The 15,705-nt window shown below is 65.4% G+C and carries 12 protein-coding genes; 6 read left to right on the top strand and 6 right to left on the bottom strand.

The features are described 5' to 3' along the window. Nucleotides 1–11 precede the first annotated feature (11 nt). Complete coding sequence (locus tag ABID59_RS17825; protein ID WP_354084205.1) at nucleotides 12–785, top strand: MBL fold metallo-hydrolase; 774 nt, start codon at nucleotides 12–14, stop codon at nucleotides 783–785. Nucleotides 786–925: 140 nt separating this feature from the next. Here ABID59_RS17825 and ABID59_RS17820 read toward each other — a convergent pair whose 3' ends face one another. From ABID59_RS17820 to ABID59_RS17805, 4 genes are all read right to left on the bottom strand, one after another. After that, nucleotides 926–1,696 carry a TIGR02186 family protein gene (locus ABID59_RS17820; protein ID WP_354084204.1) on the bottom strand — a complete coding sequence of 257 codons (771 nt, stop codon included), beginning with the start codon at nucleotides 1,694–1,696 and terminating at the stop codon, nucleotides 926–928. Then, on the bottom strand, nucleotides 1,693–2,610 hold the full coding sequence (locus ABID59_RS17815; RefSeq protein ID WP_148754425.1) for a sulfite exporter TauE/SafE family protein: 918 nt from the start codon (nucleotides 2,608–2,610) through the stop codon (nucleotides 1,693–1,695). Before ABID59_RS17815 ends, ABID59_RS17820 begins: the two co-directional genes overlap by 4 nt. 308 nt (nucleotides 2,611–2,918) lie before the next feature. Then, nucleotides 2,919–6,434 (bottom strand): hypothetical protein, encoded by a 3,516-nt coding sequence (locus ABID59_RS17810; RefSeq protein WP_354084203.1) that lies wholly within the window; start codon nucleotides 6,432–6,434, stop codon nucleotides 2,919–2,921. A 358-nt stretch (nucleotides 6,435–6,792) separates the two neighbouring features. Further along, a complete protein-coding gene (locus ABID59_RS17805) occupies nucleotides 6,793–7,380 on the bottom strand; it encodes a PadR family transcriptional regulator (RefSeq protein WP_354031562.1) in 588 nt (195 codons plus the stop codon). A gap of 204 nt (nucleotides 7,381–7,584) precedes the next feature. Here ABID59_RS17805 and ABID59_RS17800 point away from each other — a divergent pair, with 204 nt between their 5' ends. The 4 genes from ABID59_RS17800 to ABID59_RS17785 all read left to right on the top strand — a co-directional run bounded on the left by ABID59_RS17800 (nucleotide 7,585) and on the right by ABID59_RS17785 (nucleotide 13,449). Beyond that, complete coding sequence (locus ABID59_RS17800; protein WP_354084202.1) at nucleotides 7,585–7,971, top strand: nuclear transport factor 2 family protein; 387 nt, start codon at nucleotides 7,585–7,587, stop codon at nucleotides 7,969–7,971. A gap of 38 nt (nucleotides 7,972–8,009) precedes the next feature. Next, entirely contained in the window at nucleotides 8,010–9,800 is a 1,791-nt protein-coding gene (locus ABID59_RS17795; protein ID WP_354084201.1) for an acyl-CoA dehydrogenase C-terminal domain-containing protein, read from the top strand. A 70-nt stretch (nucleotides 9,801–9,870) separates the two neighbouring features. Next, a complete protein-coding gene (locus ABID59_RS17790; protein WP_354084200.1) occupies nucleotides 9,871–11,079 on the top strand; it encodes an acetyl-CoA C-acetyltransferase in 1,209 nt (402 codons plus the stop codon). A gap of 153 nt (nucleotides 11,080–11,232) precedes the next feature. Further along, entirely contained in the window at nucleotides 11,233–13,449 is a 2,217-nt protein-coding gene (locus ABID59_RS17785) for an FAD-dependent oxidoreductase (RefSeq protein WP_354084199.1), read from the top strand. 453 nt (nucleotides 13,450–13,902) lie between these two features. Here ABID59_RS17785 and ABID59_RS17780 read toward each other — a convergent pair whose 3' ends face one another. Then, nucleotides 13,903–14,211 (bottom strand): hypothetical protein, encoded by a 309-nt coding sequence (locus tag ABID59_RS17780; RefSeq protein ID WP_354084198.1) that lies wholly within the window; start codon nucleotides 14,209–14,211, stop codon nucleotides 13,903–13,905. A 231-nt stretch (nucleotides 14,212–14,442) separates the two neighbouring features. Continuing rightward, a complete protein-coding gene (gene gstA, locus ABID59_RS17775) occupies nucleotides 14,443–15,057 on the bottom strand; it encodes a glutathione transferase GstA (protein ID WP_354031567.1) in 615 nt (204 codons plus the stop codon). Nucleotides 15,058–15,183: 126 nt separating this feature from the next. Between gstA and ABID59_RS17770 the strand changes: the two genes are divergently transcribed. After that, on the top strand, nucleotides 15,184–15,681 hold the full coding sequence (locus ABID59_RS17770; RefSeq protein ID WP_128968787.1) for a MarR family winged helix-turn-helix transcriptional regulator: 498 nt from the start codon (nucleotides 15,184–15,186) through the stop codon (nucleotides 15,679–15,681). The last annotated feature ends 24 nt before the right edge of the window (nucleotides 15,682–15,705 follow it).

Here is a 15,705-nt window from a genome sequence, read left to right as displayed (position 1 = left end):
GGAGGTCCCTCATGCCTGTTTCCATCACCCTGATCGGCGGCCCCACCGCGCTGATCGAGATCGACGGCTTTCGCCTGCTCACCGATCCCACTTTCGACGCTCCCGGCGCCTATCAGCTGCCGCATGTGAAGCTGGAGAAGACCATCGGTCCGGCGATGAAGGCCGATGCGATCGGCCCGATCGATGCCGTGCTGCTCAGCCACGACCAGCATGCGGACAATCTCGACAATTCCGGCCGGGAATATCTGCTCAAAGCACCGCGCGCGCTGACGACTGAGGCCGGCGCCAGGCGTCTCGGCGGTCATGTCGAGGGCCTTGCGCCCTGGGCGACTGCGCATCTGAAAGACGACGACGGCAACACGCTGACCATCACCGCGACGCCGGCGCGCCACGGCCCGGCCGGCATCGAGCCGCTGTCGGGCGACGTCATCGGCTTCGTGGTGCAGTCGAGCCGCAAGGACACGCGCCCGGTCTATATCAGCGGCGACACCACCTGGTTCGACGGCGTCGCCGAGGTCGCGCGCCGCTTCAAATGCGGCGTGGTGCTGCCGTTCGCGGGCGCGGCGCAAACGCGCGGGCCGTTCCATCTCACCATGGACACCAACGACACCATCGAGACCGCGCGCGCCTTCCCCGACGCGATGATCGTGCCCGTGCATACCGAGGGCTGGGCGCATTTCCGCCAGAACAGCGAGGACCTGCGCAAGACGTTCGACGTGCTCGGGTTCGGGACGCGGCTGCGGCTGCTCGAGCCCGGTGTGCCGACGGTGATGGAGGCGCCGTGATGTGAGGTGCGGCGAACGCTCTCCTCGTCGTCATGGCCGGGCTTGACCCGGCCATCCACGTCCTTATTGCCGAGTGTAAGAACGTGGATGCCCGGGACGAGCCCGGGCATGACGGCGTGGTGGCAGTTTGCGCGCCTAACTCAATCCTTCCTGAAAACAATCGACGCCATCCATCCCGTCATCAGCGCCATCGCCGCCGTGACCAGGCCGTAGACCAGCCCGTTCTGCCGTGCGGTGTTGGCCACGAACTGTTCAAACCCGACCTTGACGATCTCGAACGCAGTCTCGGTCTTGCCGATGAAGGCGCCATTCGCGAACAGCTTGATCTCGACCTCATAGGTGCCGATCGGGACTTCCGCCGGCAGCGGGATGCCGGTGCGGAACAGCGTCGGCGTCAGGAACGTCACCGCGCTCGCATCCTCGCGATAGAGCCCGCGCTGGGTGCGCAGGCGGATGAAGGCGGAGCGGAACGCATCGTTCGGCACCACGTCGGCGTAGTCGCCGCTGACGCGCTGGGTCAGCAGCACGTTGTTGAGCCCGATCTGCTGCCGCCGCGCGATCTCGGGCGAGGTGATGCTGTCGAACGGGCGATTGGCGAACAGCGCCAGATAGCTCGGCACCTGCAAAAACTGCCGGTAGTCGGTGTTGATCCAGATGCCGAAGGTGCGCTCCTTGCGCCGCGTCACCATGTCGGCGCGCGGGCCCATCACGGTGACCACGAGATCGTAAGCCGTGCGGTCGGCGGGCGTGGCGGCATCCTTCTCCACCGAGCCGAACAGCACCAGCTCTTCGCCGGAATAGTTCGGCGTCACCGTGACGCGATGGTTGGAGACCGACACGATCAGCCGCTCGGCCCGCGCGGACGTGCCGAGCAGCAGGACGAGGAGAGCCGCAGCGAGCGCACGCATCATCCGCCCACTCCCAGCTCACGGATGGTGAAGAGGTCTTCGGGGCGGATCACCAGCGCGACCGCGAAGCGGACGCCGACCGATAGGATCAACAGGCCGAGCAGCAGCCGCAACTGCTCGCCGCGGATCTTCTGGCCGGCGCGGGCGCCGAATTGCGCGCCGGTGACGCCGCCGACCATCAGGATCAGCGCCAGCACGGCGTCGACGAGGTGATTGGTCGCCGCATGCAGCATGGTTGCGAACAGCATGGTGACGAGCGTCAGGACCATCGAGGTCCCGATCACCGTCGAGGTCGGCACCCGCAGGATATAGATCATGATCGGCACCAGGATGAAGCCGCCGCCGATGCCCATGATCGCGCCGACGAAGCCGATCACGATGCCGATGACGACCACTGGGATCACCGACAGATAGATCTTCGAGCGCTTGAACCGCATTTTCAGCGGCAGGCCGTGAATCCAGTTGTGGGTTCGCCGTGGCGGCACGGCGCCGCGCCGGGTCCGCATCAGCGCGCGCAAGCCCTCGGAGAACATCAGGCTGCCGACCGTGCCGAGCAGCACCACGTAAGAGAGCGCGATCATCAGGTCGAGCTGGCCGAGCGCGCGGAGCTGCGTGAAGGTCCACACGCCCAATGCCGTTCCGGTCACGCCGCCGCACAGCAATACGCTCGCCAGCGCCGGATCGATCGCGCGCCGCCGCCAATAGGTAAGCGCGCCGGAAAACGACGAGGCCGCGATATGGCTCGCGACGGAGGCGACCGCGACCGCCGGCGTGATGCCGATGAAGATCAACAGCGGCGTCATCAGGAAGCCGCCGCCGATCCCGAACATGCCGGAGACGAAGCCGACGGCCGCGCCCATCGCCAGCACCAGGAACACGTTGACCGGAAGATCGGCGATCGGAAGGTAGAGCTGCATCGGACCCACGCTCCGGCGAGACGGATCGATTTTGCGGAGCGCTCGCAGGAAGGGCATGCCGCGCCCTTCAATAGCGGAATTTGGTGCAGGGCGGGACCGGGAAATTTGCGCGTGGTGAATGGGCTGAGAGGGATCAGATAGCTGCTTCACTGCGCGCCGAGGATTTCGTCTCCTTCTCCGCTGTCAGGCCCCGGCTTGACCGGGGCATCCAGTACGCCGCGGCTTCTCCGCATCAAAACGGCGTCTCTGGAATACTGGGCGCCCGGTCAAGCCGGGCGACGACAAGAGGGGAGAGCGTACTAGACCGATCAATGCGCAGCCGACGCCGATTTCTTCGTCGCCACCGGCTTCGGCGCGGGTTTGCCGTTCGCCTGCGGTGCGGTGTCCCAGCCGCCGGCGGGCCCCTGGACGTTGACGGCGTCGTCGGGCTGCGGCTCGGCGCTGAAGGTCTGGATCGCGAGCTTGGCAGCGGCGAGCGACTGCGGGTCGAGGCGCTTGGCGACGTCGTCGCGCTTGGTCGCCGCGTCCGCGTCGCCCTGTCCGGCCGCAAGGGTGAACCATTTGTAGGACTCGGCGAGGTTTTGCTCGACGCCGATGCCGCGGGCATAGAGGATGCCGAGGTTGAACTGGCTGTCGGCGACGCCGCGGTCGGCGGCCTTGCGGAACCACTGCGCCGCGCTCTTGTAGTTGGCGCCGCGTCCGCCGCCGTCGGCGTCGAGCACGGCGAGATTGTGCATCGCCTTGGCGTTGCCGCGCTCGGCGGCCTGGGTGTAGTAGCGGCGGGCGATGTCGGCGTCTTTCTTCACGCCCAGGCCCTTTTCGTAGAGCGTGCCGAGACGGAAGGTCGCGGGCACCACGCCGGCCTGCGCCGCGCGATCGTACCACTTCGCCGCTTCGTCGTAGTTCGCGGCCACGCCCTTGCCCTCGGCAAAGCGCACGCCGATCTCATAGGCCGCGGTCGCATCGCCCTTCATCGCGGCGGTGCGCAGGCCCGGGCCCGCGATGCCGTCGGGCAGCTTCTCGCTCGGCGGCACCTGGACGATGCCGAGCCGCGCACGGCTCATGCCCGACAGTGCACCGGTGACGTCGCTGGAGGGCGCGGGTGGCGCCACGGCGGGAGCGGGCGGAATTTCGACCGAGGCCGTTCCACTGGGGTTCGTTGCAGCCGGCGCGGCATTGTTTTGGGACTGCTTCCCGATCGGTGTCGGCGAGGTCATCGACGGCGTGACCTGCTCGGGGGCGGCGGGCTTGCTCTCGACCGGCGGCGCCTGCGGTGCGGGCTGGCTCGACGTATTTTCCATCACCTGCGGGGACGGCGGCGCGCTGCCGCCTTCGAGCAGGTTCATCGCCATTTTGAAGGTGCCGAGCACGATCACGACCACGCTCGCGCCGACCAGCAGTGAGCGGATCTTCGAGGTAATGGTCGAGGCGCCTTGCTGTGCTTGTCCCTGTGCTTGTCCCTGTCCTTGGCCCTTGTCCTTGACGCGGGCCGCGAGCGCGGCCTTGACGCCGCGGGCCGGCTTCTCCGGCGGTTGCGCGGCGGCGGCTTGCGCGGCGCGGCGCGCGGCCGCGATGAAGCTCGACGACGACACCGGTTCCTTCGGCGCGGCGGGGATTTCGCTGATCGCGCTCTCGGACGCGGCAATGCGCTCGGACGGCGTGGCGGGGCGGCCGTTCGGACGCGTGCCGGGCTCGAGCGGATGATCCGGCGGCAGGTCGGGCGCGATCGCGGCGCGGGCGGGCGCCGTGTGCGGCTCGAGGATCTCGCTGATCGCACGCGGCGGAACCGGCGCCATCGGCACCGGCGGCGGCGCCGCGGGCGCGGCAGCATGGAATTCACGCGGCGCAGCGACGAAGGTCGAGTGCGCCGGCTGCTGCGCGGCAGCCGGATTCGGCAGCTCGGGCTTCGGATCGTATTTCGGTTGCTGCGGCTGCGGCGGCCGCTGCTCGCGCGCCATCGGCGCCGGCTCGACCGGCGCGGCCATTGACGCTTGCGCGGGCATGGGCGCAGCCATCGGCATCGGCGCAGGGACCGGCGGCGCGGTGCGCACCGCGCGCAGATCGCCCTCGATCATCGAGAGACGATCGACGACATGGCCGAGCGTGTTGTGCACGGCCTCCAGCGAATCCTGCGTGCTGCGGTTGGTTTCGGCCTGGCTGTAGCGGATGTCGGACAGCTCGCGCTTGACGAGATCGACCATTCCGGAATCGGGAGCCGGCGCCGAGCTTCGGCTCTCCGCGAGCGCGGAATAGGTGGCCTGCTGCCGCTCGAGGTGGCGCAGAATGTCGTGCAGCCCGTCCTCGACACGGCTTAGGTTTCCGCCGCGCGAATCGGAATTGCTCTCGATCCGCTCCAGCAGATAGGAGACCCGCTGCTCGAGATGCGCGAAGGTCGAGGCCGAGTCGTTGCCGACCTGCATGCGGTCGAAACGGTCGGACAGCGCGCGAATTGCGCCTTCCAGATGTTCGGTGCTCTCGGCCGGTTGCGGCCGCTCGCGCGTTTCCAGCGCGGCGGTGAGCGCGGCGATGCGCTGCTCCAGCACCGCAAAGCTGTCGCCGCGGTCCGAGGAGCGATTGACCTGGTCGACCTTGGACGACAGCAGCTGCACGTCCTCGGAGAGCCGTGCCAGCGCTTCGTTGGAGGCGACGTTCGAGACGATGCCGCGCAATGCCGAGATCGCGCCTTCGAGCTGGCGCACCGTCGTGGGGTCGTCATTGGCGCGCAGGATCAGATCGAGCTTGGCGCCGAGATTGCGGATCGCCTCGTCATAGCCGGTGAGCTGCTCGGCCGGCGTCAGCGTGCGCAGCACCTGCTTGATGTCGGCGAGCGCGCGCTCGATGCCCGAGAGCACCTGGCCGTCGGTGCCATTGGAGCGGGTCTCGTCGATGCGACGGTGCAGCGAGCGGATCTCGTTCTCGATCGATTCGATGGCGCGGCGCGGCATCGCCTCGGTGATGGCGTTGCGGATCTCGGCGAGCTCGGCGCGGAAGCCGTTGATGGCCTGCTCGGTATTATCAGGCCGCTGCAGCGACTCGATCTGGTTCGTGATCTTGAGCAGATGGCGTTCGAGCGACGAGAAATCCGGCCCCGGCTGCGGTGGCGGCGGAGCATAGGCAGGCGCGGGCGGCGCCATCGGTGGCGCATAGGGAGCTGCCGAGGGGGCGATCGACGGCGCGGCGCGCGGCGGCATCTGCCGCGGCGCAAAGCCGTCGAGCTCGCTCTGCCGTGCGGTGATCTCGGCAACCGCGACGTCGAACGACGCGGGGCTCAGGGGCGGCGAGTTGCGATAGACTTGTGCGGCGGCGCGCTCGACCGCATCGGCCTGGCGCTGGCGCGTCTCGACCGGCGCGGCGCGCTGTGCCTGCGGCTGCTGCGCCTGAGGGGGCCGCGAGATCTGCGACAGGCGGGCATCGAGCCGCGAGATCGCGTCGTTGAGCTGGCGGGCGACGCCCTGCTCGCGCGAGACGTCCGGTCGCGAAGCGTCTTGTCGTGAAGCGTCTTGTCGTGACGTGTCCTGGCGCGGCGCGGCGGGCTTTGAAATCCGTTCGATCTGCTGGGTGATCGCGTCGAGCCGCTGATGGATGTCGGCGACTTCGCGGCTTTCCTGACTCGGCATCTGCTGCGCGCGCGGATCGGGACGCAGGTTCTGACGCTCGTCCTGACGCTGCTCGTAAGGCCCGCGAAAGTTCGGCGGGGCAGTCTCGCCGAGCGTTGAGTTCAGCCAATCGTTGAGTGACATGCCGGCGCGACGCGCAGCAGCTTCGGCCCGCTCCCTGACGGACGGATCGATACCGTCAACACTCCACGATACGCGCGAATTCATGACTCTGTCCGGTTCCGACTCCGGCGCCCCACCCGGCGCCTCCAGTCTCCCCACGCGTCCCGGTTGTAAGACAATCGAATTCGGCGCGGGTCGTCTGCCTCGAAAACCGACTTTTTCCTGTTACGGTAAATAACGGGTTAAGGAACGCAGTCCCGGTGTCTTAAAGTTGGGCGGCGGGAAAGAGGGCGCGCCACCGGTGTCATGCTCCGCGAAAGCGGGGCATCCAGTACGCCGCAGCTCCCCGGCTATAGCCGCGCCGCCTCTGGAATACTGGATCGCCCGCTCCAGTGCGCAAGTGCGCACAAGGCGGGCGATGACAGCGGAGGAAATGGCGAGAGCTCGTGCGGCGTTGGGCCGCTCAGCCCTTCTCCCGCTTGCCGTCGTCCAGCGGGACCACCGTGCTCTTGCCGCTCATCGCCGACAGCGCCTCGAGCGCTTCCTCGCAGAAATCGGCCACCATCTGCTCGTGCCGCGCGCCGAGGCGGAGCAGCAGCAGATTGCCGAGGTCGAGCACATCAGATGCCGTCCCCTCGGGAAAACGCTTCTTCAGGATCCGCTCGTAATTCTCGTGCCGGTCGCGGTGATGCTCCAGGCGGTCCATCAGGTCGGTGCGGATGGGCTCGATGTCGATGCTGTCGAGCGCATGCAGCCGCACCAGCAGGTCGTCCTTGATCGAGGGCGGGGTGCTCGGCCGCGCGGACCAGTGCCGCAGCGCTGTTCGACCTTCCGGAGTAAGCGTATAGATGAGCTTATTGGGCTTGCCGGACTGGACGACCTCGCGGCCCTGGATGTAGCCGCGGTCGCGCAGCTTGGAGAGCTCGCGATAGATCTGCTGGTGGTCGGCCTTCCAGAAGAAGCCGATCGAGGAATCGAAGGTCTTGGCGAGCTCGTAGCCCGTCATCGGACGTTCCGTCAGGCATGCGAGGATTGCGTCGCCCAGCGCCATATGACTTGCCTCCCTGTGACCTTAACCAAGCAGCTTGACTTTATGCGTATCGACGCATATGCGTCAATATGCATATGCGGCCACCCAGGGTCGGAGCTCAAGAACCGACCAGAAAACGCAGCGGAATCAACCTCTCGCTACTGTGCATGGGGTTGTTTTCGAGTTCTTGCCAAGGCCTTTGATCCACGGGAGGCAATCCTGACAATGACCGGCCTCGACTCCTGGTACGCCTTCATGAAGTCCCATGATGCGAAAGCGCTCTGGGACCTGCTGCATCCTGACGCCATCTTCGAAAGCCCCGTCGTGCACGCGCCGCAGCGCGGACGTGACATCACCTTCAAATATCTCGCCACCGCCGAGAAGGTGCTCGGCGGTCCCGGCTTCAGCTATGTCGGCGAGTGGACCAGCGCCGACGGCGCCGTGCTCGAATTCAAGACTGTGATCGACGGCATCGAGATCAACGGCGTCGACATCATCAGCTTCGATGCCGAGGGTCGCATCACCAATTTCAAGGTGATGGTGCGCCCGCTCAAGGCCATCAACATGCTGCATCGCCTGATGGCGGAGCAGCTCGCCGCTGCTCAATCATAATTCAGCATCATCACTTCAAGGCTTGCCGGGAGACCACCATGCCGATCTACAAAGCCCCCGTCGAAGACGTGAACTTCCTGCTCAACGACGTCTTCCAGATCGACCGCTACGACAATCTCGCCGGCTTCTCCGATGCGTCGAGCGACGTGCGCGAGGCGATCCTGAGCGAAGCCGCCAAGCTCGCCGAAGAGGTGCTCCAGCCGCTCAATCGCGTCGGCGATCTCGAAGGCTGCAAGCGCGCCGATGACGGCAGCGTCACCACGCCGAAGGGTTTCAAGGACGCCTTCAAGCAGGTGGCCGAGGGCGGCTGGCTTGGTCTGTCGGCACCGACCGAGTTCGGCGGCCAGGGCCTGCCGGTGACGCTCTCGCAGGCGGTCAACGAATTCCAGATCTCCGCCAACATGGCGTTCTCGATGTATGGTGGCCTCACCATGGGCGCGACCGCAGCCCTGATCGTTCATGGCACGCCAGAGCAGAAGCAGACCTACGTGCCGAAGATGGTGGCGGGCGAGTGGACCGGCACCATGAACCTGACCGAGCCGCAGTGCGGCACCGATCTCGGCATGCTCCGCACCAAGGCGGTGCGCCAGGCGGACGGCAGCTTTGAGATCACCGGCACCAAGATCTTCATCTCAGCCGGCGAGCATGACCTCGCTCCGAACATCATCCACCTCGTGCTCGCCCGCATCGAGGGCGCACCCGCCGGCATCAAGGGCGTGTCGCTGTTCGTGGTGCCGAAATTCCTGGTGAATGCCGACGGTTCGATCGGCGCTCGCAACGGCGTCGTCTGCGGCTCGATCGAGCACAAGATGGGCATCCACGGCAATTCGACCTGCGTGATGAACTACGACGGCGCCACCGGCTGGCTGATCGGCGAGGAGAACAAGGGCATGCAGGGCATGTTCGTGATGATGAACGAGGCCCGCCTCGGCGTCGCAGTGCAGGGTCTTGCGCAGTCCGAGGTCGCCTACCAGAACGCGGTCGCCTACGCCCGCGAACGCATTCAGGGCCGTTCGCTCACCGGCGTGAAGGCGCCGGACAAGCCGGCCGACCCGATCATCGTGCATCCCGACGTGCGCCGCACGCTGCTCTCGATCCGCGCCTTCAACGAGGCCGCGCGCGCCTTCGTGATGTGGACCGCGCTGAAGAGCGACGTCGCGCATCGCTCCGATGATCCGAAGGACCGTCAGGCCGCCGACGATCACATGGGCCTGATGACGCCGGTGCTGAAAGGCTTCCTCACCGATTACGGCTTCGCCAACGCGGTGCAGGCGCAGCAGATGTATGGCGGCCACGGCTACATCGCCGAGCAGGGCATGGAGCAGTTCGTGCGCGATGCACGCATCGCCATGATCTATGAAGGCGCCAACGGCATCCAGGCGCTCGACCTCGTCGGCCGCAAGCTGCCGCGCGATGGCGGCCGCGCCATCATGGCATTCTTCGGCGAGGTCATGGCCTTCGCCAAGGAGAACGGCGGCGACGAGGCATTGAAGCCTTTCATCACTCCGCTCTCGGCTGCGCTCGGCCATCTCCAGCAGGCCACGACGTGGCTGATGCAGAACGCGATGGCGAAGCCGGACAATGCCGGCGCCGCCGCAACCGACTATCTCCATCTCTTCGGCTTCGTCGCGCTCGGTTACATGTGGGCGAAGATGGCGAAGGTGACGAATGCCAAGATTGCCGAGAGCGGGGCGACGCCCTATCTCTCGACCAAGCTCGTCACCGGCCGTTTCTTCATGGAGCGGATGCTGCCGGAGACCGCCGCCAATCTCGCGCGCATCCAGTCCGGCTGCGCCACCATCATGGAACTGCCGGCGGAAGCGTTCTGAGAATTTTCGCTTCGCCAATCATCTCGATCGCGTCGCGGTCGTAACCAATCGCTGCAATCAGGAGGCTCCCATGGCAGATGCCTATATCTACGACCACGTCCGCACCCCGCGCGGCCGCGGCAAGGCTGACGGCGCGCTGCACGAAGTGACCGCGCTCGCGCTCGCCACCGTGCCCTTGAAGGCGCTGAAGGAGCGCAACAACCTGCCGGAGGATTCCGTCGACGACGTGATCCTCGGCGTGGTCGATCCGGTCGGCGAAGCCGGCTCCGACATCGCGCGCTTCGCTGCGCTCAAGGCAGGTCTCGGCGAGGCTGTCCCCGGCGTGCAGATCAACCGCTTCTGTGCTTCAGGCTTGGATGCTGTGAACTTTGCGGCCGCGCAGGTGATGAGCGGCCAGCATGAGCTCGTGATCGGCGGCGGTGCCGAATCGATGAGCCGCGTCGGCATCGGCGCCTCCGGCGGCGCCTGGCCGATGGATCCGTCGATGGCGGTGCCGGCCTACTTCATGCCGCAGGGCGTCTCGGCTGACTTGATCGCCACCAAATACGGCTTCTCGCGCGACGACGTCGATGCCTATGCCGTGCAGAGCCAGCAACGCGCGGCCAAGGCCTGGGACGAAGGCCGCTTCAACAAGTCCGTCGTGCCGGTGAAGGACATCAACGGCCTCACCATCCTCGCCAAGGACGAGCACATGCGTCCGTCGACGACGATGCAGTCGCTGGCGCAGCTGCAGCCGGCGTTCACGATGATGGCGCAGATGGGCGGCTTCGACGGCGTCGCGGTGCAGTCGCATCCGGAGATCGAGCGCGTCAACTACGTGCATCACGCCGGCAATTCGTCGGGCATCGTTGACGGCGCCGGCGCCGTCCTGCTCGGCAGCAAGGAAGCGGGCGCGAAGTACGGCCTCAAGCCGCGCGCAAAAATCCGCGCGTTCGCCAATATCGGCTCGGAGCCGGCGATGATGCTGACCGGTCCGGTCGACGTCACCGAGAAGCTGTTTGCGCGTTCCGGCATGAACAAGTCGGATATCGACCTGTTCGAGCTCAACGAGGCCTTTGCTTCCGTCGTGCTGCGCTACATCCAGGCCTTCGACATCGACAACGCCAGGATCAACGTCAATGGCGGCGCCATCGCGCTCGGCCATCCGCTCGGCGCAACCGGCGCGATGATTTTGGGCACCGTGCTCGACGAGCTCGAGCGTACCAACAAGTCCACCGCCCTGGTCACGCTGTGCATCGGCGGCGGCATGGGCACCGCGACCATCATCGAGCGCGTGTAACGAGCTGCGTAGGGTGGGCAAAGCGAAGCGTGCCCACCACTGCTCTCTGCGCGAATGATGGTGGGCACGGCGCAAGAGCGCCTTTGCCCACCCTACGAGATCCCGATCAACCGCCGCGCCGAAGACTGGCTGCGGCACCGAGGAGCAACCAACATGGCCTACAAGAACTTCAAGGTTGAGACCGATTCCGACGGCATCGCGCTCGTCACCTGGGACATACCGGGTCGTTCGATGAACGTGCTCGACGAGACCTCGACCAGCGAGCTCGACGCGATCGTCAAGGCAACCACGGCTGACGCCGCGGTGAAGGGCGTCGTCATCACCTCGGCGAAGGAGGCGTTCTGCGCCGGTGCCGATCTGTCGATGCTCGAAGGCATGAACCAGGCCTACGCAAAGGTCTTTGGGGAGCAGGGCGAGACCGCGGCGAACCAGATGCTGTTCGACCAGAGCCGCCGCTTCTCGCAGGTGCTGCGCTCGATCGAAACGTCAGGCAAGCCGTGGGCGGCCGCGATCAACGGCCTCGCGCTCGGCGGCGGTTTCGAGATCACGCTGTGCTGCCACTATCGCGTGGCGGCGGAGAATCCCAGGACGCGCCTCGGCCTGCCCGAGGTCAAGGTCGGCCTGTTCCCCGGCGCCGGTGGCACGCAGCGCGTGCCGCGTCTGGTGCCGCCGCAGGACGCCATGACGATTTTGCTCAAGGGCGATCCGGTCACAATCGAGAAGGCCAAGGCGCTGAACCTGATTCACGCCATCGTTCCGGCTGCCGATCTCGTCAAGGCGGCGAAGGATTGGATCAAGGGCGGCGGCAAGGCCGTCGCGCCCTGGGACGAGAAGGGTTTTAAGCTGCCCGGCGGTCCCGTGTTTTCCAAGGCCGGCATGATGATGTTCCCGGCCGGCAACGCCATCTATCGCCGCGAGACCTACGACAACTATCCGGCCGCGCGCGCGATCATGAGCTGCGTCTATGAAGGCCTGCAGTTGCCGATCGACGCGGCGCTTCGCGTCGAGTCGCGCTACTTCACCTCCGTGCTGCGCTCGAAGGAAGCGGCTGCGATGATTCGCAGCCTGTTCCTGTCGATGCAGGAGCTGAACAAGGGCGCGCGCCGTCCGAAGGACGTGCCCGCAACCAAGGTGAAGAAGGTCGCCGTGATCGGCGCTGGCTTCATGGGTGCGAGCGTCGGCTACGTCTCGGCGCGGGCGGGCCTCGACGTCATCCTGATCGACCGCGACCAGGAGAGCGCCGACAAGGGGAAGGCGCATGCGCAGAAGGTGATCGAAGACCAGATCAAGAAGGGCCGCGCCAAGCCGACCGACGCCGAGGCGCTGCTCGCACGCATTACGCCGACGGCCGACTATGCCGCGTTGAAGGACGTCGACCTCGTGATCGAGGCCGTGTTCGAGGACCGCAAGGTCAAGGCGGAGACCTTTGCCAAGGCGCAGGAATATCTCAAGCCCGACGTGATCTTCGCCTCGAACACCTCGACGCTGCCAATCACCTCGCTCGCCGAGGGCTTCAAGGACCAGGGCAAGTTCGTCGGCATTCACTTCTTCTCGCCGGTCGAGAAGATGATGCTGGTCGAGATCATCAAGGGCAAGAACACCGGCGATGTCGCACTCGCGACCGCGCTCGATTACGTCCGGCAGATCGGCAAGACGCCGATCGTCGTCAACGACAGCCGCGGCTTCTTCGCCAACCGCTGCGTCGGCCGCTACGTCGCCGAAGGCAACGAGATGTTTTTGGAAGGCGTGCCGCCGGCGATGATCGAGAACTGCGCCAAGATGGCGGGCATGCCGGTCGGCCCACTCTCGCTCTCGGACGAAGTCGCGCTCGACCTCGGCCTCAAGATCATGAAGGCGACCGAAGCCGATCTCGGCCCCAACGCCATCAACCCCGACCAGAAGAAGCTGATGGTCGAGATGGTCGAGAAGCAGGGCCGCCTCGGCCGCAAGAACAGCAAGGGCTTCTACGACTATCCCGAGAAGGGCAAGGGCCAGAAGAGCCTGTGGCCGGGCCTGTCCGCGCTGCAGCCGAAGCAGCTCGATCCTGACACGCTCGACATCGAGGAGCTGAAGCAGCGCTTCCTGGTGGTGCAGGCGGTGGAGGCCGCGCGCACGGTCGAGGATCACGTCATCACCGACCCGCGCGAGGCCGATGTCGGCTCGATCCTCGGCTTCGGCTTCGCGCCATTCACCGGCGGCACGCTGTCCTACATCGATTTCATGGGCACGAAGAAGTTCGCCGAGCTCTGCCACAAGCTGGAGGCGAAATACGGCTCGCGCTTCACGCCGCCGAAGCTTCTCGAGGACATGGCTGCGAAAGGTGAAACTTTCTACGGCCGCTTCGCGCCGAAGAAAGCGGCTGCTGCCTGAACTCAGTGCGGTACCGGACATAACGGAAAGGCCGGATCATCGATCCGGCCTTTTTCACGTCCAGGCCCCTCATCACGGTTACGTCACGATGTTCCCGGGTTGTGGAACCCGTCACAGATTCCGCGTAGGAACCGTGCCAGAGTTGAGGGGCCGTTCTGTCGCGCAATTGTCATAGGCGCGTCAAAACAGCGCCGTTCTTTTGCTCGGTCTTGGCACCACTCTTGCTGATCGGCCGGGTAACGAACCCTGGTGGGACATTTGCCGCTTCCCTCGGCAAGTTGAAGACGAAATAAGAAAGTGTCCTCGATGAACTCTTTGGTGTTGCGGAAGACCGCGCTTGGTCGCGATCTCGCCGCGAAATATGCTGTTTCGCCTGCGCTCGGCCGCGTCTCGCCGCAACAGAAGCCGGCGCGTTTGCGCCGCAAGGGCCCGCTGTTCTGGGCAGCTTTGGCGCTACTTGTGCTCTCGGCGGATTTTCTGCTCGCTTGCTTCGCTTGGCTCGCCGTCGACCTCGTCATGGGTTGAGATCTCGCGCGCATGTAGAAAATAGGCTGCAGCGAAATAGGCGAGCTGGCAGACGGCAAGACAGACGGCGATGACGATCACACCGGCGACCATCCCGAATTCGTAAATGCGAAGAATTATCGCCAAGAAAACTGCGATTGACGGCGAGATCACAACCAGCGCCCAGATCCTGAAAACGTAACCTGTCGCTACTCCCACCAACGCACTTGCCACGATCAGAACGAAGGCAATCGTCAAGTTCAACTCCGATGAGAGTCCCAAATAATCTTCAACAATTCCGCCAAGTTCGCGCGCTTCGCGGGTACTGACAAGACAGCACCACTTACGTTCCGCGAACAGTAGTTCATAAGTCGAATGATAGGTACGATGATCCGGCGAAAAGGGGTTCGCCGCCCGCGTCGGTGCTCCTGCAAATAAAAAGGGCCGGATCGTCGACCCGGCCCCTGGGAGATTGATCCCTCTCGCGGCTCAAGCAGCCTGGATCAGCCCTTCCTTCTTCAAGGCCTCCTGCACCTTCGGCCGTGCGGCGACGCGGTCCTTGTAGGCGGTGAGGTGGGGCATCGCCGAGAGGTCGAACTTCATCCGGTCGCCCCAGGTCAGCATCGTGAAGAGATAGCCGTCGGCGACCGAGAACTGCTTGCCCATGAGGTAGTCGCGGCCGGCGAGCTCGCTGTCGATATGCTTCAGCTTGCCCATGACGCGGTCCTTGAAGAACGCCTTGGCTTCGTCGTTCAGGGCGGGTGCGAACAGCGGGCCAAAGCTCTTGTGCACCTCGGAGGTGAGGAAGTTCAGCCATTCGAGCAGCTTGTAGCGCTCCGAACTGTCGCGCGCGGGCGCCAGTGCCTTGGCCGGGGCCTTGTCGGCGATCATCTGGACAATGACCGGGCCTTCGGTCACGATCTCGCCGCTGTCGAGGCCCAGCGCGGGGACCTGACCCTTCGGATTGACCTTCAGATAGTCTTCACCGTTCTCGAGCTTCTTGGCCCGGATATCGACCTTGACCAGCTCGTAGGGCAGGTCGGCCTCCAGGAGCGCGATATGGGGAGACAGCGAGCAGGCGCCGGGCGAGTAATACAGTTTCATGGAATTTCCTCCTCTTGACGCTTGGTTGGGGCGAAAGAACGCCTACATGCACCTGCATGCAATAGTCAAGATTGATGCAGGTGCATCGAGTGGGGTAAGAAGCGGGCGACGAGTTTGAGCGGAACCATGAAACGCAAACCATCGACCGAGGCAACCAGTGCCTGGATCCGCCTGATGCGGGTGCAGAGCCGTGTGCTCGACTGCGTCGAGCAGGATCTGAAGAAGGCCGGGTTTCCACCACTGGCATGGTACGACGCGCTGCTCGAATTGTCGCGCGCGCCGAGCGGAGAGCTGCGCCCGGTGGAGCTCGAGCGGCAGATGCTGATCCCGCAATACTCCACCTCGCGCCTGATCGACCGCCTGGTCGACGAGGGGCTCGCCTCGCGGCGCGAATGCAAGATCGACAAGCGCGGCCAATTCGTCGAGATCACGGAGGCCGGCCGCGAGTTGCAGAAGCGGATGTGGGGCGCCTATTCGGCCGCGATCGAGAAATATGTCGGCTCGAAGCTGTCCGATGCCGATGCCGTCAAGCTCAGCGGTCTGCTCGACCGCCTGGGCTGCTCGTGCGGCGAGATGAAGCTGCCGCCCGTCGTCAACGTCAACGAATCCTCGCCGTCGCGATGACCGCGCGGCAAACCAGCACGTCCG

The sequence above is a fragment of the Bradyrhizobium sp. S3.3.6 genome (genome assembly GCF_040546905.1).
Taxonomy (GTDB): Bacteria; Pseudomonadota; Alphaproteobacteria; order Rhizobiales; family Xanthobacteraceae; genus Bradyrhizobium; species Bradyrhizobium cytisi.
The sequence above is the reverse complement of the archived record's forward strand: the minus strand, read 5'-3'. Positions and strand labels throughout refer to the sequence as shown.